17 protein-coding genes are annotated in these 15784 nt (G+C 72.9%); 10 read left to right on the top strand and 7 right to left on the bottom strand.

What is annotated here, in order from left to right:
• Positions 1-41: 41 nt before the first annotated feature.
• A complete protein-coding gene (locus tag ACFW01_RS21850) occupies positions 42-662 on the top strand; it encodes a histidine phosphatase family protein (protein WP_234958352.1) in 621 nt (206 codons plus the stop codon).
• Here ACFW01_RS21850 and ACFW01_RS21855 read toward each other — a convergent pair.
• Entirely contained in the window at positions 568-1077 is a 510-nt protein-coding gene (locus tag ACFW01_RS21855) for a DUF6314 family protein (protein ID WP_234958351.1), read from the bottom strand. The two genes, ACFW01_RS21850 and ACFW01_RS21855, sit on opposite strands and share 95 nt — an antisense overlap.
• 367 nt (positions 1078-1444) lie before the next feature.
• Between ACFW01_RS21855 and argC the strand changes: the two genes are divergently transcribed.
• Genes argC through ACFW01_RS21880 form a run of 5 tightly spaced genes read left to right on the top strand, consistent with a single transcriptional unit; the run spans position 1445 to position 6290 of the window.
• Entirely contained in the window at positions 1445-2473 is a 1029-nt protein-coding gene (gene argC, locus ACFW01_RS21860) for an N-acetyl-gamma-glutamyl-phosphate reductase (protein ID WP_161326064.1), read from the top strand.
• The gene (gene argJ / locus ACFW01_RS21865) at positions 2470-3621 is read left to right on the top strand and encodes a bifunctional glutamate N-acetyltransferase/amino-acid acetyltransferase ArgJ (RefSeq protein ID WP_384505722.1); all 1152 of its coding nucleotides are present in this window, start codon (positions 2470-2472) and stop codon (positions 3619-3621) included. Before argC ends, argJ begins: the two co-directional genes overlap by 4 nt.
• The gene (gene argB / locus ACFW01_RS21870) at positions 3618-4517 is read left to right on the top strand and encodes an acetylglutamate kinase (RefSeq protein ID WP_384505725.1); all 900 of its coding nucleotides are present in this window, start codon (positions 3618-3620) and stop codon (positions 4515-4517) included. Before argJ ends, argB begins: the two co-directional genes overlap by 4 nt.
• The gene (locus ACFW01_RS21875) at positions 4514-5743 is read left to right on the top strand and encodes an acetylornithine transaminase (protein ID WP_384505728.1); all 1230 of its coding nucleotides are present in this window, start codon (positions 4514-4516) and stop codon (positions 5741-5743) included. Before argB ends, ACFW01_RS21875 begins: the two co-directional genes overlap by 4 nt.
• Positions 5744-5750: 7 nt before the next feature.
• The gene (locus tag ACFW01_RS21880) at positions 5751-6290 is read left to right on the top strand and encodes an arginine repressor (RefSeq protein ID WP_234958348.1); all 540 of its coding nucleotides are present in this window, start codon (positions 5751-5753) and stop codon (positions 6288-6290) included.
• Between the two features lie 22 nt (positions 6291-6312).
• Here the strand turns inward: ACFW01_RS21880 and ACFW01_RS21885 are convergent, their stop codons facing one another.
• The 6 genes from ACFW01_RS21885 to ACFW01_RS21910 all read right to left on the bottom strand — a co-directional run bounded on the left by ACFW01_RS21885 (position 6313) and on the right by ACFW01_RS21910 (position 11500).
• A complete protein-coding gene (locus ACFW01_RS21885) occupies positions 6313-7005 on the bottom strand; it encodes a haloacid dehalogenase type II (protein ID WP_234958347.1) in 693 nt (230 codons plus the stop codon).
• Positions 7006-7068: 63 nt separating this feature from the next.
• Complete coding sequence (locus ACFW01_RS21890) at positions 7069-7806, bottom strand: FAD:protein FMN transferase (RefSeq protein ID WP_234958410.1); 738 nt, start codon at positions 7804-7806, stop codon at positions 7069-7071.
• Positions 7807-7861: 55 nt separating this feature from the next.
• A complete protein-coding gene (locus tag ACFW01_RS21895; RefSeq protein WP_234958346.1) occupies positions 7862-8695 on the bottom strand; it encodes an FMN-binding protein in 834 nt (277 codons plus the stop codon).
• Between the two features lie 27 nt (positions 8696-8722).
• Positions 8723-10105 (bottom strand): ferredoxin reductase family protein, encoded by a 1383-nt coding sequence (locus tag ACFW01_RS21900; protein ID WP_234958345.1) that lies wholly within the window; start codon positions 10103-10105, stop codon positions 8723-8725.
• 87 nt (positions 10106-10192) lie between these two features.
• Complete coding sequence (locus tag ACFW01_RS21905; protein ID WP_234958344.1) at positions 10193-10909, bottom strand: L,D-transpeptidase family protein; 717 nt, start codon at positions 10907-10909, stop codon at positions 10193-10195.
• A gap of 3 nt (positions 10910-10912) precedes the next feature.
• Positions 10913-11500, bottom strand: coding sequence for a pyridoxamine 5'-phosphate oxidase family protein (locus tag ACFW01_RS21910; RefSeq protein ID WP_234958343.1), 588 nt, complete (start codon positions 11498-11500; stop codon positions 10913-10915).
• A 118-nt stretch (positions 11501-11618) separates the two neighbouring features.
• Here ACFW01_RS21910 and argH point away from each other — a divergent pair, with 118 nt between their 5' ends.
• From argH to ACFW01_RS21930, 4 genes are all read left to right on the top strand, one after another.
• Entirely contained in the window at positions 11619-13079 is a 1461-nt protein-coding gene (gene argH / locus ACFW01_RS21915) for an argininosuccinate lyase (protein WP_234958342.1), read from the top strand.
• A gap of 111 nt (positions 13080-13190) precedes the next feature.
• Positions 13191-14162 (top strand): aldo/keto reductase, encoded by a 972-nt coding sequence (locus ACFW01_RS21920; protein WP_234958341.1) that lies wholly within the window; start codon positions 13191-13193, stop codon positions 14160-14162.
• A gap of 97 nt (positions 14163-14259) precedes the next feature.
• Positions 14260-14811: a TetR/AcrR family transcriptional regulator gene (locus ACFW01_RS21925; protein ID WP_234958340.1), complete on the top strand. Its 552-nt coding sequence runs from the start codon at positions 14260-14262 to the stop codon at positions 14809-14811.
• On the top strand, positions 14808-15784 hold a 977-nt coding region (locus ACFW01_RS21930), incomplete at its 3' end, for an MFS transporter (protein WP_384505737.1). The genes ACFW01_RS21925 and ACFW01_RS21930, both read left to right, overlap by 4 nt.

Here is a 15784-nt window from a genome sequence, read left to right on the forward strand (position 1 = left end):
CACCCCTTGACCTGGTCACCTCTGCCCTCCACCATCACGGCATGGCGCTCCGGGTCACGTTCGTCGCCTCCGCACGCAGCTCACCGCTGCTCGCCGAGCGCTTCGACGACGACCGGCCGCTGGACCAGGCCGGATGGGACGAGGTGCTCCGTGCCGCGGGCGGTCTCCTGCCGCTGGCGGCCGCCGAGCTGCGCTACTGCTCGCCCACGCCCCGCAGCCGTGCCACCGGGGACGCTCTCGGCTGCGCGCCGCTGGTCCAACTCGCCCTGCGGGAGTGCGACATGGGCCGCTGGCGCGGACTGACCCTCGCCGAGGCCATGGCCCGCGAGCCCGCGGCGGTGGACGCCTGGCTCGCCGACCCGTGGTCGGCCCCGCACGGCGGGGAGTCGCTGCTGGTCTTCATCAGCCGGGTCGGCGGCTGGCTCGACACCCGCCCGGGCGAGCACGGCGACCGCATCGTCGCCGTCGCCGAACCCTCCGTGATCCGGGCCGCGCTGGTCTACGCGCTGCGGGCGCCACCGGCGACGTACTGGAACCTGGATGTGCGGCCCCTCTCGGCGACCACGCTCACGGGCCGGGCGGGCCGCTGGAGTCTGCGCTTCGAGGGGACGCCTCCGCAGTGGGCCGCTCATCCGGCGTTTCACGAAGATAGTCCGTGGTGAGCAGCAGGTCCTTGGCCGGGCCGCCCACCCGCCACACCGTCCGCCAGCGGCCCGGGCCCTGGACGGTGAACTCGCCGCGGTAGAGGTCGGCGGCGCACGGATGGCCGGCCACATGCCGTCCCGAGGACAGGTCGAGGCCGTGGAAGGGGCGGCCGTCCGCGAAGCGCACGTCGGCGGTGCCCGGAGCGCTCCCCGGCGCGTAGCGCAGGGTCCGCTCGGCGGGACGGGTCACGCCCTGCCAGGTGAAGGTGCCGGACTCCCGGCTCAGCAGCCCGCCCTCCGCCAGCGCCTCGAACGCGGTGGTCCCCTCGAAGCGGCCCTCCGCGCCGCTCGCCAGGTCCCGCACCGTCCGCTCGGTGCGCCACCGGCCCGCGAGATACGCCAGCACGTCCGGCACCGGCCACAACTCGCCCATTACCACTCGCTTTCCGGCCCCGGCCCACTGGTCGCTGCGTGACCCGTTGACGCACTTCGGTCACCTCCCCATCTTGCCGTTCGAAGTGCTGACCGACGGTTGATATCTCGAACGAACAGTGAGTGCCGCGGGGTACCGGCAACTTGTCGCCAGGTGCCACCGACGACAAGCCGGCCGAGTCCTTTCCCTCCGGTCCGGTCCGGGATGATGTGCACCGTGCTGGAGAACAGTGATCGGCCTGAGCCCGGGCTGCCGGAGGACGTGGTGAGCGCGGTGCGGCCGCCGGGGACGGACAGCCTCGCGGCTTCCTGGATTGCATAAACGTGCAGCGATACGTATAGTCATGCCATCAAGGATGGAGGACGTCATGGCGGTACGTGCGGCGGTGGCCGGAGCGAGTGGGTATGCGGGCGGTGAGCTGCTGCGTCTGCTGCTCGCGCACCCGGGGGTCGAGATCGGCGCCCTGACCGGCAACTCCAACGCGGGGCAGCGGCTCGGCGCGCTGCAGCCGCATCTGCTGCCGCTGGCCGACCGGGTCCTGGAGGCGACCACGCCCGAGGCGCTCGCCGGGCACGACGTGGTGTTCCTCGCCCTGCCGCACGGCCAGTCCGCCGCCGTCGCCGAGCAGCTCGGGCCGGACGTGCTGGTCGTGGACATGGGCGCCGACTTCCGTCTGAAGGACGCCGGTGACTGGGAGAGGTTCTACGACTCCCCGCACGCCGGCACCTGGCCCTACGGCCTCCCCGAACTGCCGGGTGCCCGTGCCGCGCTGGAGGGGTCCAAGCGTGTCGCGGTGCCCGGTTGCTACCCGACCGCCGTCTCGCTGGCCCTCTTCCCGGCCTACGCCGCCGGCCTCGCCGAGCCCGAGGCCGTGATCGTGGCCGCCTCGGGGACGTCCGGCGCGGGCAAGGCCGCCAAGCCGCACCTGCTGGGCAGCGAGGTCATGGGGTCCATGTCGCCGTACGGCGTCGGGGGCCTGCACCGGCACACCCCCGAGATGATCCAGAACCTCGGCGCGGTCGCCGGCGAGCCGGTGACCGTCTCCTTCACGCCGACCCTCGCACCGATGCCCCGCGGCATCCTCGCCACCTGCACCGCCAAGGCGAAGCCCGGTGTCACCGCCGAAGCCGTCCGCGCCGCCTACGAGAAGGCCTTCGCCGACGAGCCCTTCGTGCACCTGCTGCCCGAGGGACAGTGGCCCGCCACCGCGTCCGTCTACGGTTCCAACGCCGTTCAGGTCCAGGTCGCGTACGACGCCGCCGCGGGACGCGTCATCGCCATCGCGGCCATCGACAACCTGGCCAAGGGCACCGCGGGCGGTGCCGTCCAGAGCATGAACATCGCCCTGGGTCTCGACGAGACCACCGGACTGACGACGATCGGAGTCGCCCCGTGAGCGTGACGGCAGCAAAGGGATTCACGGCAGCCGGTATCACCGCCGGGATCAAGGAGAGCGGCAACCCCGACCTGGCCCTCGTGGTCAACACCGGGCCCCGCCGCGCCGCCGCGGGCGTCTTCACCTCCAACCGCGTCAAGGCCGCGCCGGTCCTCTGGTCCGAGCAGGTGCTCAAGAGCGGCCAGGTCTCGGCCGTGGTGCTCAACTCCGGTGGCGCCAACGCCTGTACCGGCCCCAAGGGCTTCCAGGACACCCACGCCACCGCCGAGAAGGCCGCCGAGGTGCTCGGGACGGGCGCGGGCGAGGTCGCCGTCTGCTCGACGGGACTGATCGGCGTACTGCTGCCCATGGACAAGCTGCTCCCGGGAGTCGAGGCGGCCGCCGGGCAGCTGTCCGAGCACGGCGGCGAGAAGGCCGCCATCGCCATCAAGACCACCGACACCGTGCACAAGACGTCCGTGGTGACCAAGGACGGCTGGACCGTCGGCGGCATGGCCAAGGGCGCCGGGATGCTCGCGCCGGGCCTCGCCACCATGCTCGTCGTTCTCACCACCGACGCCGACCTGGACGCCGACGTGCTCGACACCGCGCTGCGCGCCGCCACCCGCGTCACCTTCGACCGCATCGACTCCGACGGCTGCATGTCCACCAACGACACCGTGCTGCTGCTGGCCTCGGGCGCCTCCGGCGTCACCCCGGCCCACGACGACTTCGCCGAGGCCGTGCGGACCGTCTGCGACGACCTCGGGCAGCAGCTCATCCGGGACGCCGAGGGCGCCAGCAAGGACATCAAGGTCGAGGTCGTGAACGCCGCGACCGAGGACGACGCCGTCCTGGTCGGCCGCACCATCGCCCGCAACAACCTCCTCAAGTGCGCCATCCACGGCGAGGACCCCAACTGGGGCCGCGTGCTCTCCGCCATCGGCACCACCTCCGCCGCCTTCGAGCCCGACCGGCTGAACGTCGCCATCAACGGCGTCCGGGTCTGCAAGAACGGAGGCGTCGGCGAGGACCGCGAGCTGGTCGACATGCGCTACCGCGAGGTCCACATCGTCGCCGACCTCGCCGCCGGCGACGCCACGGCCACCATCTGGACCAACGACCTCACCGCCGACTACGTCCACGAGAACAGCGCGTACTCCTCATGAGCACCCGCAAGCACACCGCGCTGCCCAAGGCCCAGACCCTCATCGAGGCGCTGCCCTGGCTGACCCGGCACCACGGCAAGACCGTCGTCATCAAGTTCGGCGGCAACGCCATGGTCGACGAGGACCTCAAGGCAGCCTTCGCCCAGGACGTCGTCTTCCTGCGCCACGCCGGCCTCAAGCCCGTCGTCGTGCACGGCGGCGGCCCGCAGATCAGCGCCGCGCTCGACCGGCACGGCATCGTCAGCGAGTTCAAGGCCGGCCTGCGCGTCACCACCGAGGACGCCATGGACGTCGTACGGATGGTGCTGGCCGGACAGGTCCAGCGCGAACTGGTCGGCCTGCTCAACCAGCACGGACCGCTCGCCGTCGGCCTCACCGGCGAGGACGCCCACACCATCACCGCCACCAAGCACCAGCCCCGGATCGAGGGCGAGCTCGTCGACATCGGGCGGGTCGGACAGATCACCGAGATCGACACCGGCGCCATCGAGGCGCTGCTCGCCGACGGCCGCATCCCGGTCGTCTCCTCGATCGCCCGCTCCCAGGACGACCACCATGTCTACAACGTCAATGCTGATACGGCGGCTGCGGCACTCGCTGCGGCGCTCGGCGCCGAGACTCTCATGGTCCTCACCGACGTCGAGGGCCTCTACGAGGACTGGCCGGACTCCGACGAGGTGATCAGCCGCCTCACCGCGACCCAGCTGGAGAAACTGCTGCCCGACCTGTCCTCCGGCATGGTGCCGAAGATGGAGGGCTGCCTGCACGCCGTACGCAACGGCGTCACCACCGCCCGCGTCATCGACGGCCGGGTCCAGCACTCGATCCTGCTGGAGATCTTCACCGACGAGGGCATCGGCACGATGGTCGTGCCGGACGAACAGGGGGAGTCGTGAGCAACACCGGGGACACCGCGGGCAACGCGGAGCTGACCGAGCGCTGGCAGGGCACGCTCATGAACAACTACGGCACGCCCCGCCTGCCCCTGGTGCGCGGCGCGGGCTCCCGGCTGTGGGACGCCGACGGCACCGAGTACCTGGACTTCGTCGGCGGCATCGCGGTCAACGCGCTCGGCCACGCGCACCCCGCCGTGGTGGAGGCCGTGAGCCGGCAGATCGCCTCCCTCGGCCACGTCTCCAACCTGTTCATCGCTGAACCGCCGGTCGCGCTCGCCGAACGGCTGCTCCAGCGCTTCGGCCGGGACGGCAGGGTCTACTTCTGCAACTCCGGCGCCGAGGCCAACGAGGGCGCCTTCAAGATCGGCCGGCTCACCGGGCGGCCGCACATGGTCGCCACCGAGGGCGGCTTCCACGGCCGCACCATGGGCGCCCTGGCGCTGACCGGCCAGCCCGGCAAGCAGGAGCCGTTCCGGCCGCTGCCCGGCGACGTCACCCACGTGCCCTACGGGGACGCGCAGGCGCTGGCGGCGGCGGTCACCGAGGAGACGGCCTTGGTCGTCATCGAGCCGATCCAGGGCGAGAACGGCGTCGTCGTCCCGCCGCCCGGCTATCTCAAGGCCGCCCGCGCCATCACCGCCGCCACCGGGGCGCTGCTGGTCCTGGACGAGGTGCAGACCGGCGTCGGCCGCACCGGCCACTGGTTCGAGTACCAGGCGCACGAGGGCGTCCTGCCGGACGTCGTCACCCTCGCCAAGGGCCTCGGCGGCGGGCTGCCGCTGGGCGCGACGGTCGCCTTCGGACGCGCCGCCGACCTCCTCCAGCCGGGCCAGCACGGCACGACCTTCGGCGGCAATCCGGTCGCCTGCGCCGCCGGACTCGCCGTCCTCGACACCATCGCGGACGAGGGTCTGCTGGACAACGTGAAGCGGCAGGGCGAGAGGATCCGCGGCGGAGTCGAGGCTCTCGGCCACCCGTTGGCCGGGCACGTCCGGGGCGCCGGACTGCTCCTGGGTATCGTGCTCACCGAGCCGCTCGCGCTCCAGGTGCAGCAGGCGGCTCAGGAAGCCGGAATCCTGGTGAACGCGCCCGCCCCCGACGTCGTACGGCTGATGCCCGCGCTGAACCTGGGCGACGACGTGGTGGACGCCTTCCTCGGGGCGCTGCCCGGCATCCTTGACCAGGCCGCCCACGCGGCCCACGGGGACGGACGATCCGGAGAATGAGACGACGATGAGCCAGGCGCAGGAGCACGATCAGACGGCGGGGCCCGCTCTGCCGCAGACCCGCACCGCACGCCACCGGCGGATCGTGGACATCCTCAACCGGCAGGCGGTGCGCTCGCAGAGCCAGCTCGCGAAGCTGCTCGCCGACGACGGGCTGAACGTCACCCAGGCGACGCTCTCCCGCGACCTGGACGAGCTGAACGCGGTGAAGATCCGCAACACCGACGGCGACCTCATCTACGCGGTGCCCAGCGAGGGCGGTTTCCGCACCCCGCGGGCGCCGCTCGGCGAGTCGGCGAAGGAGGAGCGGATGCGGCGGCTCTCCGCGGAGCTGCTGATCTCCGCGGAGGCCTCGGCGAACCTCGTGGTCCTGCGCACCCCGCCGGGTGCCGCGCAGTTCCTCGCCTCGGCCATCGACCAGGCCGAACTGCACGACATCCTCGGCACCATCGCCGGCGACGACACGCTGATGCTGATCAGCCGGGAGCCGACGGGCGGGCAGGCGCTCGCCGACCACCTGCTGCGGCTGGCGCAGAACGGCCACTGAGCGGGGCCGGTGTGCCCGAGGGCTACCTCCGGGTCAGCACCGCGACCAGCTCGGCCAGACCGTCCACCGCCCAGTCGAAGGCGTCCGAGCCGCGCGGCGGGTCTCCCACCGGGCGCCGGACGTAGGCGGTGCGCATGCCCACGGCCTGGGCGCCGCGCAGGTCCCAGGCGTGGGCGGCGACCATCAGCACCCGCTCCGGCGGACAGCCGGCCGCGCCGAGGGCGAGCCGGTAGACCTCCGGCGCGGGTTTGTACGCCCCCGCGTCCTCGGCCGACAGGGCCTGGTGCCAGCGCAGCCCCGCGTACGCGTTGAGGCGGAGCAGCGACGCGCGGCTCGCGTTGGAGAGCCCCAGGACCGGGAACCGTTCGGCCAGGCGCGCGAGCCCCGCGACGGAGTCGTCCCACGGCGCCAGGCGCCGGCCGGCGCCTGCCAGCCGCGCGACGGCGTCCACGTCGGTGAGCCCGGCGTGTTCGGCGACCCGCTCCGCCGCCTCGCGGTCCAGGACCCCGGAGTCGGCGTACGGCCGCTCCTTCGCCCCGATGCGTCCTATCTCATGCTCCACGTGCTCCTGCCACACCGTGAGCAGGTCGCCGACCGACGCCGCGTCGGCCTCGGGCACCGCCTCGCGCAACGCCGCGCGCAGTCCCCCCGGTTCGTCGACCATCGTGCCGAGCACATCGAACACGACGGCCTCGACATCGCTCGCCCCTGCCATGCGGCCTCCTCCAGCGCGTGCGGACACCTGCCCGGCGGCGTGCCGGTCACCCGTCGGCCGGGCTCAGCCCAGCCAGGCCGCCAGTCCTCCAGTACACCGCACCTCGTCCCCGGCCGTGATCAGCAGCCCCTCGACGCCGGGCAGCGACTCCAGCCACCGCAGCCCCTCCCGCGACCCCATCGCGAACGCCGCCGTCGCCCAGCAGTCCGCCCAGGTCAGCCGCGGCGCCACCACGGTCACGGAGACCAGGTCGGTGACGGCCGAACGCCCGGTGCGCGGGTCGACGACATGCGCGCCCCGCTCGGCGCTGCCGGACGTCGCCACGGCCAGCTCGGCCGCCCCGGCCGCGGAGACCACGGCCGCGAGCCCGCCGGGCCGCAGCGGATCCGACACACCGATCCGCCAGGGCCGCCGCGCCCCCGGCGACCCGAGCAACTGCACGTCCCCGCCGCCGTTGAGGCTGACCCCCGTCGCGCCCGCCGCCGCGATCCGGCGGGCGGCGCGCTCCACGGCCCAGCCCTTGACGATCCCGGTCGGATCGAGCCGTCCCCGGTACCGCGTGCTGAACCAGCCGTCGCTCACCCGCTCCGCCTCGGCCGCCAGCTCCAGCACCTCGGCGACCTCGGGCGCGCACGCCTCGACGGTCACCTCGTCCCGCGCCAGCCGGGAGACCTCGCTGTCGTCGCGGTAGGTGCTGAACACCTCGTCGGCCCGGTGCAGCCCGGCGACCGCCTCGTCCAACGCCGCCCGTACGGCCGTGGGTTCCCCGCCGCGGACGTCGAAGGAGAAGACGGTCCCCATCGTCTCCTCCACGTGACGCACCGCGGCGGGAGCCTGTGCGGACCCGGCCACGGCGTCAGCCACCGGCCCGGTCCAGTGCCGATTGCAGGGACTGCTTGTATCCGGCGCTGGTGTAGGTGGCGCCGGAGACGGCGTCGATGTCGGCGGTGCCGGCGGTGACGGCGGCCTGGTCGAGCTTGGGCACCGCGTCGGCGGTGACCCGGTCGCTCTGCCCGCCCTTGGGCGCTTGGAGGGTCTCGGCGTCGGTGATCCTCCCGCCGCTGACGGTGACACGCACCTGGACGGGCCCGTACTGGGTCTGCGCGACGTCCCCGGTGAGCACCTGCGTGCCCTGCCCACCGCCGCCCTGCTCCTCGCCCGAGCCGTCGCCGGAGCCCTGCCCCGTCCCGTCGCCGGAGCCCTGCCCCGAGCCCGAGCCCTCGCCCGAGTCCTGTCCCGCGGAGGCGGCCGCGGCCTTGTCCAGCGCCGACTGAAGGGACTTCTTGTACCCGGCGCTGGTGTAGGTGGCGCCGGAGACGGCGTCGATGTCGGCGGTGCCGGCGGTGACGGCGGCCTGGTTGAGCTTGGGCACCGCGTCGGCGGTGACCTGGTCGCTCTGCCCGCCCTTGGGCGCCTGCACGGCCTCGGCCCCGGTGATCTTCCCACCGCTCACCGTGAGCCGGACCTGCACCGGTCCGTACTGGGTGTCGGCCGTGTCTCCGGTGACCGTGCCGGACCCGGCGCCCCGGCCGCCCTGCGGCGACTGCGCGGCCGCCGGCGGCGCGGCGCCGCCCGCCGCCGAGGCGGCGCCCGGGTCCGAGGCCGGTTTCAGCGACAGCAGCAGCACGATCCCGGACACGGTCGCGGCGCCGGCGAGCACGGCACGCCGAACGGGGTGACTTTTCCTCATCTGTCCTGGACTCCTGATGTCCGTCGCTCACATCTCGAACGACTCGTGGTGGATACGGCGGGCGGGAACCCCCGCGCCGCGCAGTGCCTCGTACACCGACTGGGCGAAACCGGGGGGCCCGCACAGGAAGACGTCGTGGCGCTCGACCTCCGGGATCTTGCGGCTCAGGGTCTCCGCGGAGATGTCCGGGCGTTCCCCGTCCGGGCTGTTGACCGCGTACATCAACCGGGCGCCGCGCTCCTCGGCGATCCCGGCCAGCTCGTCCCACAGCGCCAGCTCCTGCGTGCTGTTGGCCCGGTAGAGCAGCGTGATGTCGCCGGACGCGCCGGGCAGCGTCTCGAACAGCGCCCGCATCGGCGTGATCCCGACCCCGCCCGCCACCAGCAGCACCTTGCCGCGGCTGCGGCGCTGGGCGGTCAGCGCGCCGTACGGACCCTCGGCCCACACCCGGGTGCCGGGCTCCAGCTCGCGCAGCCGGGCGCTGTGGTCGCCGATCGCCTTCACGGTGATCCGCAGCATGTCCGGGCGCGGCGCCGCCGACAGGGAGTACGGGTGGGAGCTGAACCGCATCCCCGGCGCCAGGAACCGCCAGCGGAAGAACTGACCGGCCTCCGCGCCCATCCGGTGCAGCCGACGGCCGCCGATCAGCACCGACACGATGCCGGGCGTCTCCTCGATCACCGCCTCCACCCGCATCCGGTGCCGCAGGTTGAGACGGAGCGGCGTCAGCACGCGGTACCACAGGACGAGCGCCGTCACCGACCCGTACAGCACGTACCAGACGGTCTTGGCGACCGGCTCGACCGCGAAGTCGTTGCCGGTGCTCAACTGGTGCCAGAAGGTCAGGAACACGGCCGCGTACGTCAGCAGGTGCACGTGGTACCAGAGGTCGTACGGGATCCGCCGGCGGACCGGGCCGATCGAGATCAGCCCGATGACGACCAGCAGTCCGGTGCCGATGGCGGCCTTGCCCATGTCGGGCAGCTGCGTCACGGAGTCGACCGTCTGGGCGACGATGTCACCGAGGCCCTTGCCTGCCTGCGCGGCGTAGCCCCACATGATCAGGAAGACATGGGCGAGGACCAGGCAGAGCGTGTAGCGGCCGGTCATGGCGTGCCAGCGGGCGACCCGGTCGGAGCCCACCCGCCGCTCCAGCGCCGGCACCCGCGCCATCTGGAGCACCACCAGCGCCATCAGGTACCCGGCGAGCAGGCCGGTGATCCGGCCCGCGTTGAGGATCATGCCGGTCTGGTCGGAGATGGCGGGCGTGTTGCGCCACCACAGCCACAACACGCCCGCCGCGCCCGCCCACACGGCGAGCAGCAGGGGGACGGCGGGGGAGCGGCGCGGACGGATGCGCCGCATCGTCTGACGGCGGGCGGCACGGCCGCCGGCGAGCGTGGTGGTCACGGTTCCTCCGTGGGGACTTGACCCTTGGCCCACAGATACGCGCCGCGCCGCCCGAGCGTTCAGCCCGGTCCGGACTCCTGTCGCCGGTCAGTAGCGCGTGATCGCCGTCGCGCCGCCGGTGGTGCCGATCGCGAGGTGCGGGCGCTCGCCGGGCTCCGCCCACCGCAGGATGCGCCGCATCGCCTCGGCCGGCACCGACACGCAGCCGGCGGTGGCCCCGCGCCCGTTGACGTGCAGGAAGATGCCCGCGCCGCGGCCGCGCACGGGGCGGTGGTAGTTGAAGCCCACCACCAGGGCGTGGGCGTACTGCGCCGTGTAGGTGACCAGGTGCTCGGCCTCGGCGGCGCGGCAGTCGGCGGGGCGCGGCTCGGTCCAGCGGTTGTAGGCGCGCGAGGCGTTGTCCTGGCACCACCAGGAGTCCTGACGGACCGGGCGGTACCGGTACGCCGTCCCGCGCGGCGCCGCCCGGATGCCGAAGGCGTACGGCAGGTCGTACAGCCCGGTCGGGGTGGTGTTCGTGCCCTGCACCCGCGTCGCCCCGTCGGTCAGCCCCCCGGCCCCGAAGCGGGCGGGCGCGGAACCGGCCCGCACCCACCGGCCGTCCCCCGCGCCCCTGCGGTCCCACCAGGTGACCGTGCCCGTCGTCGAGCCGGTGCCCGGCGCGACCGCGGTGATCAGCTGGGTGCCGCCGCCGGTGTCCGCCATCCGGTCCGGCAGCGGCCGGGCGGCACTCCCGCCGGGCGGCGCGGAACCGAGCGTGAGGAGGGACGCGGAGACGAGGAGGGCGACGACACCGGGGCGCATGGGTCAGACGGTAGAGGGGGGCAGCGGCAACGGCAGCCCGGGAAGGCCGTCCAGGCTCGTCGCGACGTGGTCCTTCTTGGTGAAATAGGCGCTGAGCGAGGCGTCGTCCTCCCGGGCGAACCGCTTGCCGTGCAGATCCCGGTCCTCCTCGTACGCCATGAAGGGGACGGCGTAGCCGCAGGTGTCGCGGACGAGTTCGGCGGTCACGACGATGATCGCGCGCAGTCCGTGCGCGCTGCTGTCGATGTCGGGGAACTGGCCGAGGAGGCCGGGGAAGCGTGGGTCGTCGCGGAAGACGGGCTCACCGCGCCCGTGCACCCGGACGATGTTCGGCGGACCCTGGAACGCGCACCACATCAGGGTGATCCGCCCGTTCTCCCGCAGGTGGGCGATGGTCTCGGCGTTGGAGCCGGCGAAGTCGAGATAGGCGACGGTGAGTTCGTCCAGCACCGCGAAGCTGCCCGTGAGGCCCTTGGGGGACAGGTTCACCGTGCCGTCGCCGGCCAGGGGAGCGGTGGCGGTGAAGAAGAGGGGCTGCGCTTCGATGAAAGCGCGGAGTCTGCCGTCTATGCGCTCATAAGTCTTTCCCATGCCTAACGATTATGCGGGCGTGGGCGCGCCACGTCTCGCCTGCCTGCGAGATTGACGAATCATGCAGAGTTCTGCATACTCATGCATGACAGTGATCGTACGGTGAGGAGCGACCCAAGTGAGCAGCAACAGCGGTGACGTCCGGCTCTGGGGCGGCCGTTTCGCCGACGGTCCCGCCGAGGCCCTGGCGAAGCTGTCCGCGTCCGTGCACTTCGACTGGCGGCTCGCGCCCTACGACATCGCCGGTTCGCGTGCCCACGCGCGCGTGCTGCACAAGGCGGGCCTGCTCACCGAGGACGAGCTGACCCGGATGATCGACGGCCTCGACCGGCTCGAGGCCGACGTCGCCGACGGCTCCTTCACCGGCACCATCGCCGACGAGGACGTGCACACCGCCCTGGAGCGCGGCCTGCTGGAGCGGCTCGGCGCCGACCTCGGCGGCAAGCTGCGCGCCGGCCGGTCCCGCAACGACCAGGTGGCCACCCTCTTCCGGATGTACCTGCGCGACCACGCCCGGACCGTCGGCGGCCTGATCGCCGACCTCCAGGACGCGCTGATCGGCCTCGCCGAGGCCCACCCGGACGTGGCCATGCCCGGCCGCACCCACCTCCAGCACGCCCAGCCCGTGCTCTTCGCGCACCACGTCCTCGCCCACGTCCAGGCGCTCGGCCGGGACGCGGAGCGGCTGCGCCAGTGGGACGAGCGCACCGCCGTGTCCCCGTACGGCTCCGGCGCGCTCGCCGGCAGCAGCCTCGGCCTGGACCCGGAGGCGGTCGCCCGTGACCTTGGCTTCGAGCACGGCAGCGCCGGCAACTCCATCGACGGCACCGCCTCCCGCGACTTCGTCGCCGAGTTCGCCTTCGTCACCGCGATGATCGGCGTGAACGTCTCGCGGATCGCCGAGGAGATCATCATCTGGAACACGAAGGAGTTCTCCTTCGTGACCCTGCACGACGCCTTCTCCACCGGCTCGTCGATCATGCCGCAGAAGAAGAACCCGGACATCGCCGAGCTGGCCCGCGGCAAGTCCGGCCGCCTCATCGGCAACCTGACCGGCCTGATGGCGACCCTCAAGGCGCTCCCGCTCGCGTACAACCGCGACCTCCAGGAGGACAAGGAGCCGGTCTTCGACTCCATCGACCAGCTGGAGATCCTGCTCCCCGCCTTCACCGGCATGATGGCCACCCTCACCGTGCACCGCGAGCGCATGGAGGAGCTGGCCCCGGCCGGCTTCTCGCTGGCCACCGACATCGCCGAGTGGCTGGTCCGGCAGGGCGTCCCGTTCCGCGTGGCGCACGAGGTGGCCGGCGAGTGCGTGAAGGCCGCCGAGGCCGAGGGCAAGGAACTGGACGAGCTGACCGACGAGCAGTTCGCGAAGATCTCCGCCCACCTCACCCCCGAGGTCCGCTCCGTGCTCGACGTCCCCGGCGCCCTGGCCTCCCGCAACGGCCGCGGTGGCACGGCGCCCGAGGCGGTCGCCGTCCAGCTCGCCGAGGTGAAGGCGGACGTGGCCGGCCAGCACGCGTGGGCGAACGCCAGGACGAGCGCCCCCCAGGGGCGCGGGGAACTGCGCGCCTAGCCACGACGCACTCGCACCCGCCGAACCACCGTCCGGACCGTGCTCTGAGGCCGAGGGTCGCGGGTTACGTTGGTCGCAAGCTTCACCGCAGCCGACCGAACGGAGCCCGCGATGCCCTTCGCCCGCCTGGCCACAGCAACGACCCCGACCTGCCACATCGGCCTCGGTCTCGCCGCCGTCGGGCGCCCCGGCTACATCAACCTCGGCCGCGACCGTGACCTCGGGGAGAACCGCACCGTACAGGCGATGCGCGAGCGGACCCACGACCTCCTCGACGCCGCCTACGCCCAGGGCGTGCGCTACTTCGACGTGGCCCGCTCCTACGGGCGCTCGGAGGAGTTCCTGGCCGACTGGCTCCGGGAGCGGCCGGAGGCCGACGACGTGATCGTCGGCAGCAAATGGGGCTACACCTACACCGCCGACTGGTCCACCGAGGCCGAGCGGCACGAGGTCAAGGACCACGGCGCGGCGACCTACGCACGTCAGCGCGGCGAGACCGACGCCCTCCTCGGCGACCGGCTCGACCTCTACCAGATCCACTCGCTGACCCCCGACAGTCCGGCCCTCACGGACAAGGAACTGCACGCGAAGCTGGCCGAGGCCGCCGCGGGCGGGGTCACCGTCGGCTTCTCCACCAGCGGCCCCGCCCAGGCCGAGGCGATCCGCGCCGCGCTCGCGGTGACCGTGGACGGCGACCCCCTCTTCCGCACCGTCCAGTCGACGTACAACGCGCTGGAGACCTCCGCCGGGCCCGCGCTGGCCGAGGCGCACGAGGCCGGGCTCACCGTGATCGTCAAGGAGGGCATGGCCAACGGCCGCCTCGCCGAGCCCCACGCGCCCGGCGCCCTGCGGGCCGTCGCGGAGGAGACGGCCCTGGGCTGCGACGCGGTCGCCCTCGCGCTGATCCTGCGTCAGCCGTGGGCGGGCGTGGTCCTCTCCGGTGCCGCCACCGTGAACCAGCTCGGTTCGAACCTGCACGCCGCCGTCGTCGACTTCGACGAGGACCAGGTGGCACGCCTCGGCGCGCTCGTCGAGGAACCGGGCGCCTACTGGGAGCGGCGCGGGCAGCTGCCCTGGCACTGAGCCCCGAGCCCTCGCAAGCCCGTGACTCACATCTGAGAGGTGAGTCACACATGCCCAGCGTGAGACAAGAATGTCTCATGTGGGTTATCGTTGTCTCATGGCCGTTGATCGAGACCAGGTACTGCGTGACGCCGCGTCCCTGCTGACCCGCAAAGCCACCGCGACGATGGACGAGGTGGCGCGGGCGGCCGGGATCAGCCGGGCCACGCTGCACCGGCACTTCGCCGGGCGCGACGCGCTGGTCCGGGCGCTGGAGGCGCTCGGCATCGCCGAGTGCGAGGCCGCCCTGGCGGCGGCCCGCCTCGACGAGGGAGCGGCGGCCGACGCGGTCCGCCGGCTCGTCGGCGAGATAGAGCCCGCCGCCGGTCTGATCGCCTTCCTCTACACCGAGAACCAGCTGTTCGAGGGCGAGGAGCAGAACGAGGGCTGGTCCCGCGTCGACGCCCGGCTGGCCGCGCTGTTCCGCCGGGGTCAGGAGAGCGGCGAGTTCCGCATCGACCTCACCCCGGCCTGGCTCACCGAGGCGCTCTACGGCCTGATCGGCGCCGGCGCCTGGGCCGTGACCGAGGGCCGCGTGGCCCGCAACGACTTCACCCACATGATCGTCGAGCTGCTGCTCGGCGGCGCACTCCGGAGAGAGGGATCATGACCCGCACCCTGCAGTCGGCCCACACGACCGAGGCGGTGAAGCGCCCCGGCCGCTGGCTGGCGCTGTCCGTCCTCGTGCTGGCCGTGCTGCTGGTGGCCGTCGACGCGACCGTACTCGGTCTCGCGACCCCCTACATCAGTGAGGACCTCGCCCCGTCCGGCACCCAGCTGCTCTGGATCGGCGACGTCTACTCCTTCGTCATCGCCGGTCTGCTCGTCTCCATGGGCAGCCTCGGCGACCGCATCGGCCGCAAGCGGATCCTGCTCGCGGGTGCCACGGCGTTCGGCGCGATATCCGTGCTCAACGCCTACGCGCACACGCCCGAGCTGATGATCCTCGCCCGGGCGCTGCTCGGCGTCGCGGGTGCCACCCTGATGCCCGCCACCCTCGCCCTGATCCGGAACCTCTTCCACGACCCGCGCGAACGCAGCCTCGCCGTCGGCATCTGGGGCGCCACCGCCTCCGCCGGTACGGCGGTCGGCCCGATCGTCGGCGGGTTCCTGCTGGAGCACTTCTGGTGGGGCTCGGTCTTCCTGATCAACCTGCCCGTGATGGCCGTCCTGGTCGTCGTCGGCGCGAAGCTGCTGCCCGAGTCCCGCAACCCCAGCCCCGGCCCGTGGGACCTGCTGAGCGTCACCCTCTCCCTGGTCGGCATGGTCGGTGTGGTGTACGCCGTCAAGGAGGCCGCCGCGCACGGGTTCGCGTGGGCCACGCTCGCCGCGGGCCTGCTGGGCGCCGCCGCCCTCTACGGGTTCGTGCGCCGACAGCTGACGATGCCGAAGCCGCTGCTCGACATGCGTCTGTTCCGCAGCCGGGGCTTCAGCGGGGCGGTCCTGGCCGACCTGCTGACCATCCTGGGCCTGTCGGGGCTGGTGTTCTTCCTCTCCCAGTACCTGCAACTGGTCCAGGGCAGGCGCCCCTTCGAGGCGGGACTGGCCGAACTGCCGGCCGCCGTCGGAGCGGTGGTCGCCTC

Source organism: Streptomyces sp. NPDC058985, from assembly GCF_042740985.1.
GTDB lineage: Bacteria > Actinomycetota > Actinomycetes > Streptomycetales > Streptomycetaceae > Streptomyces.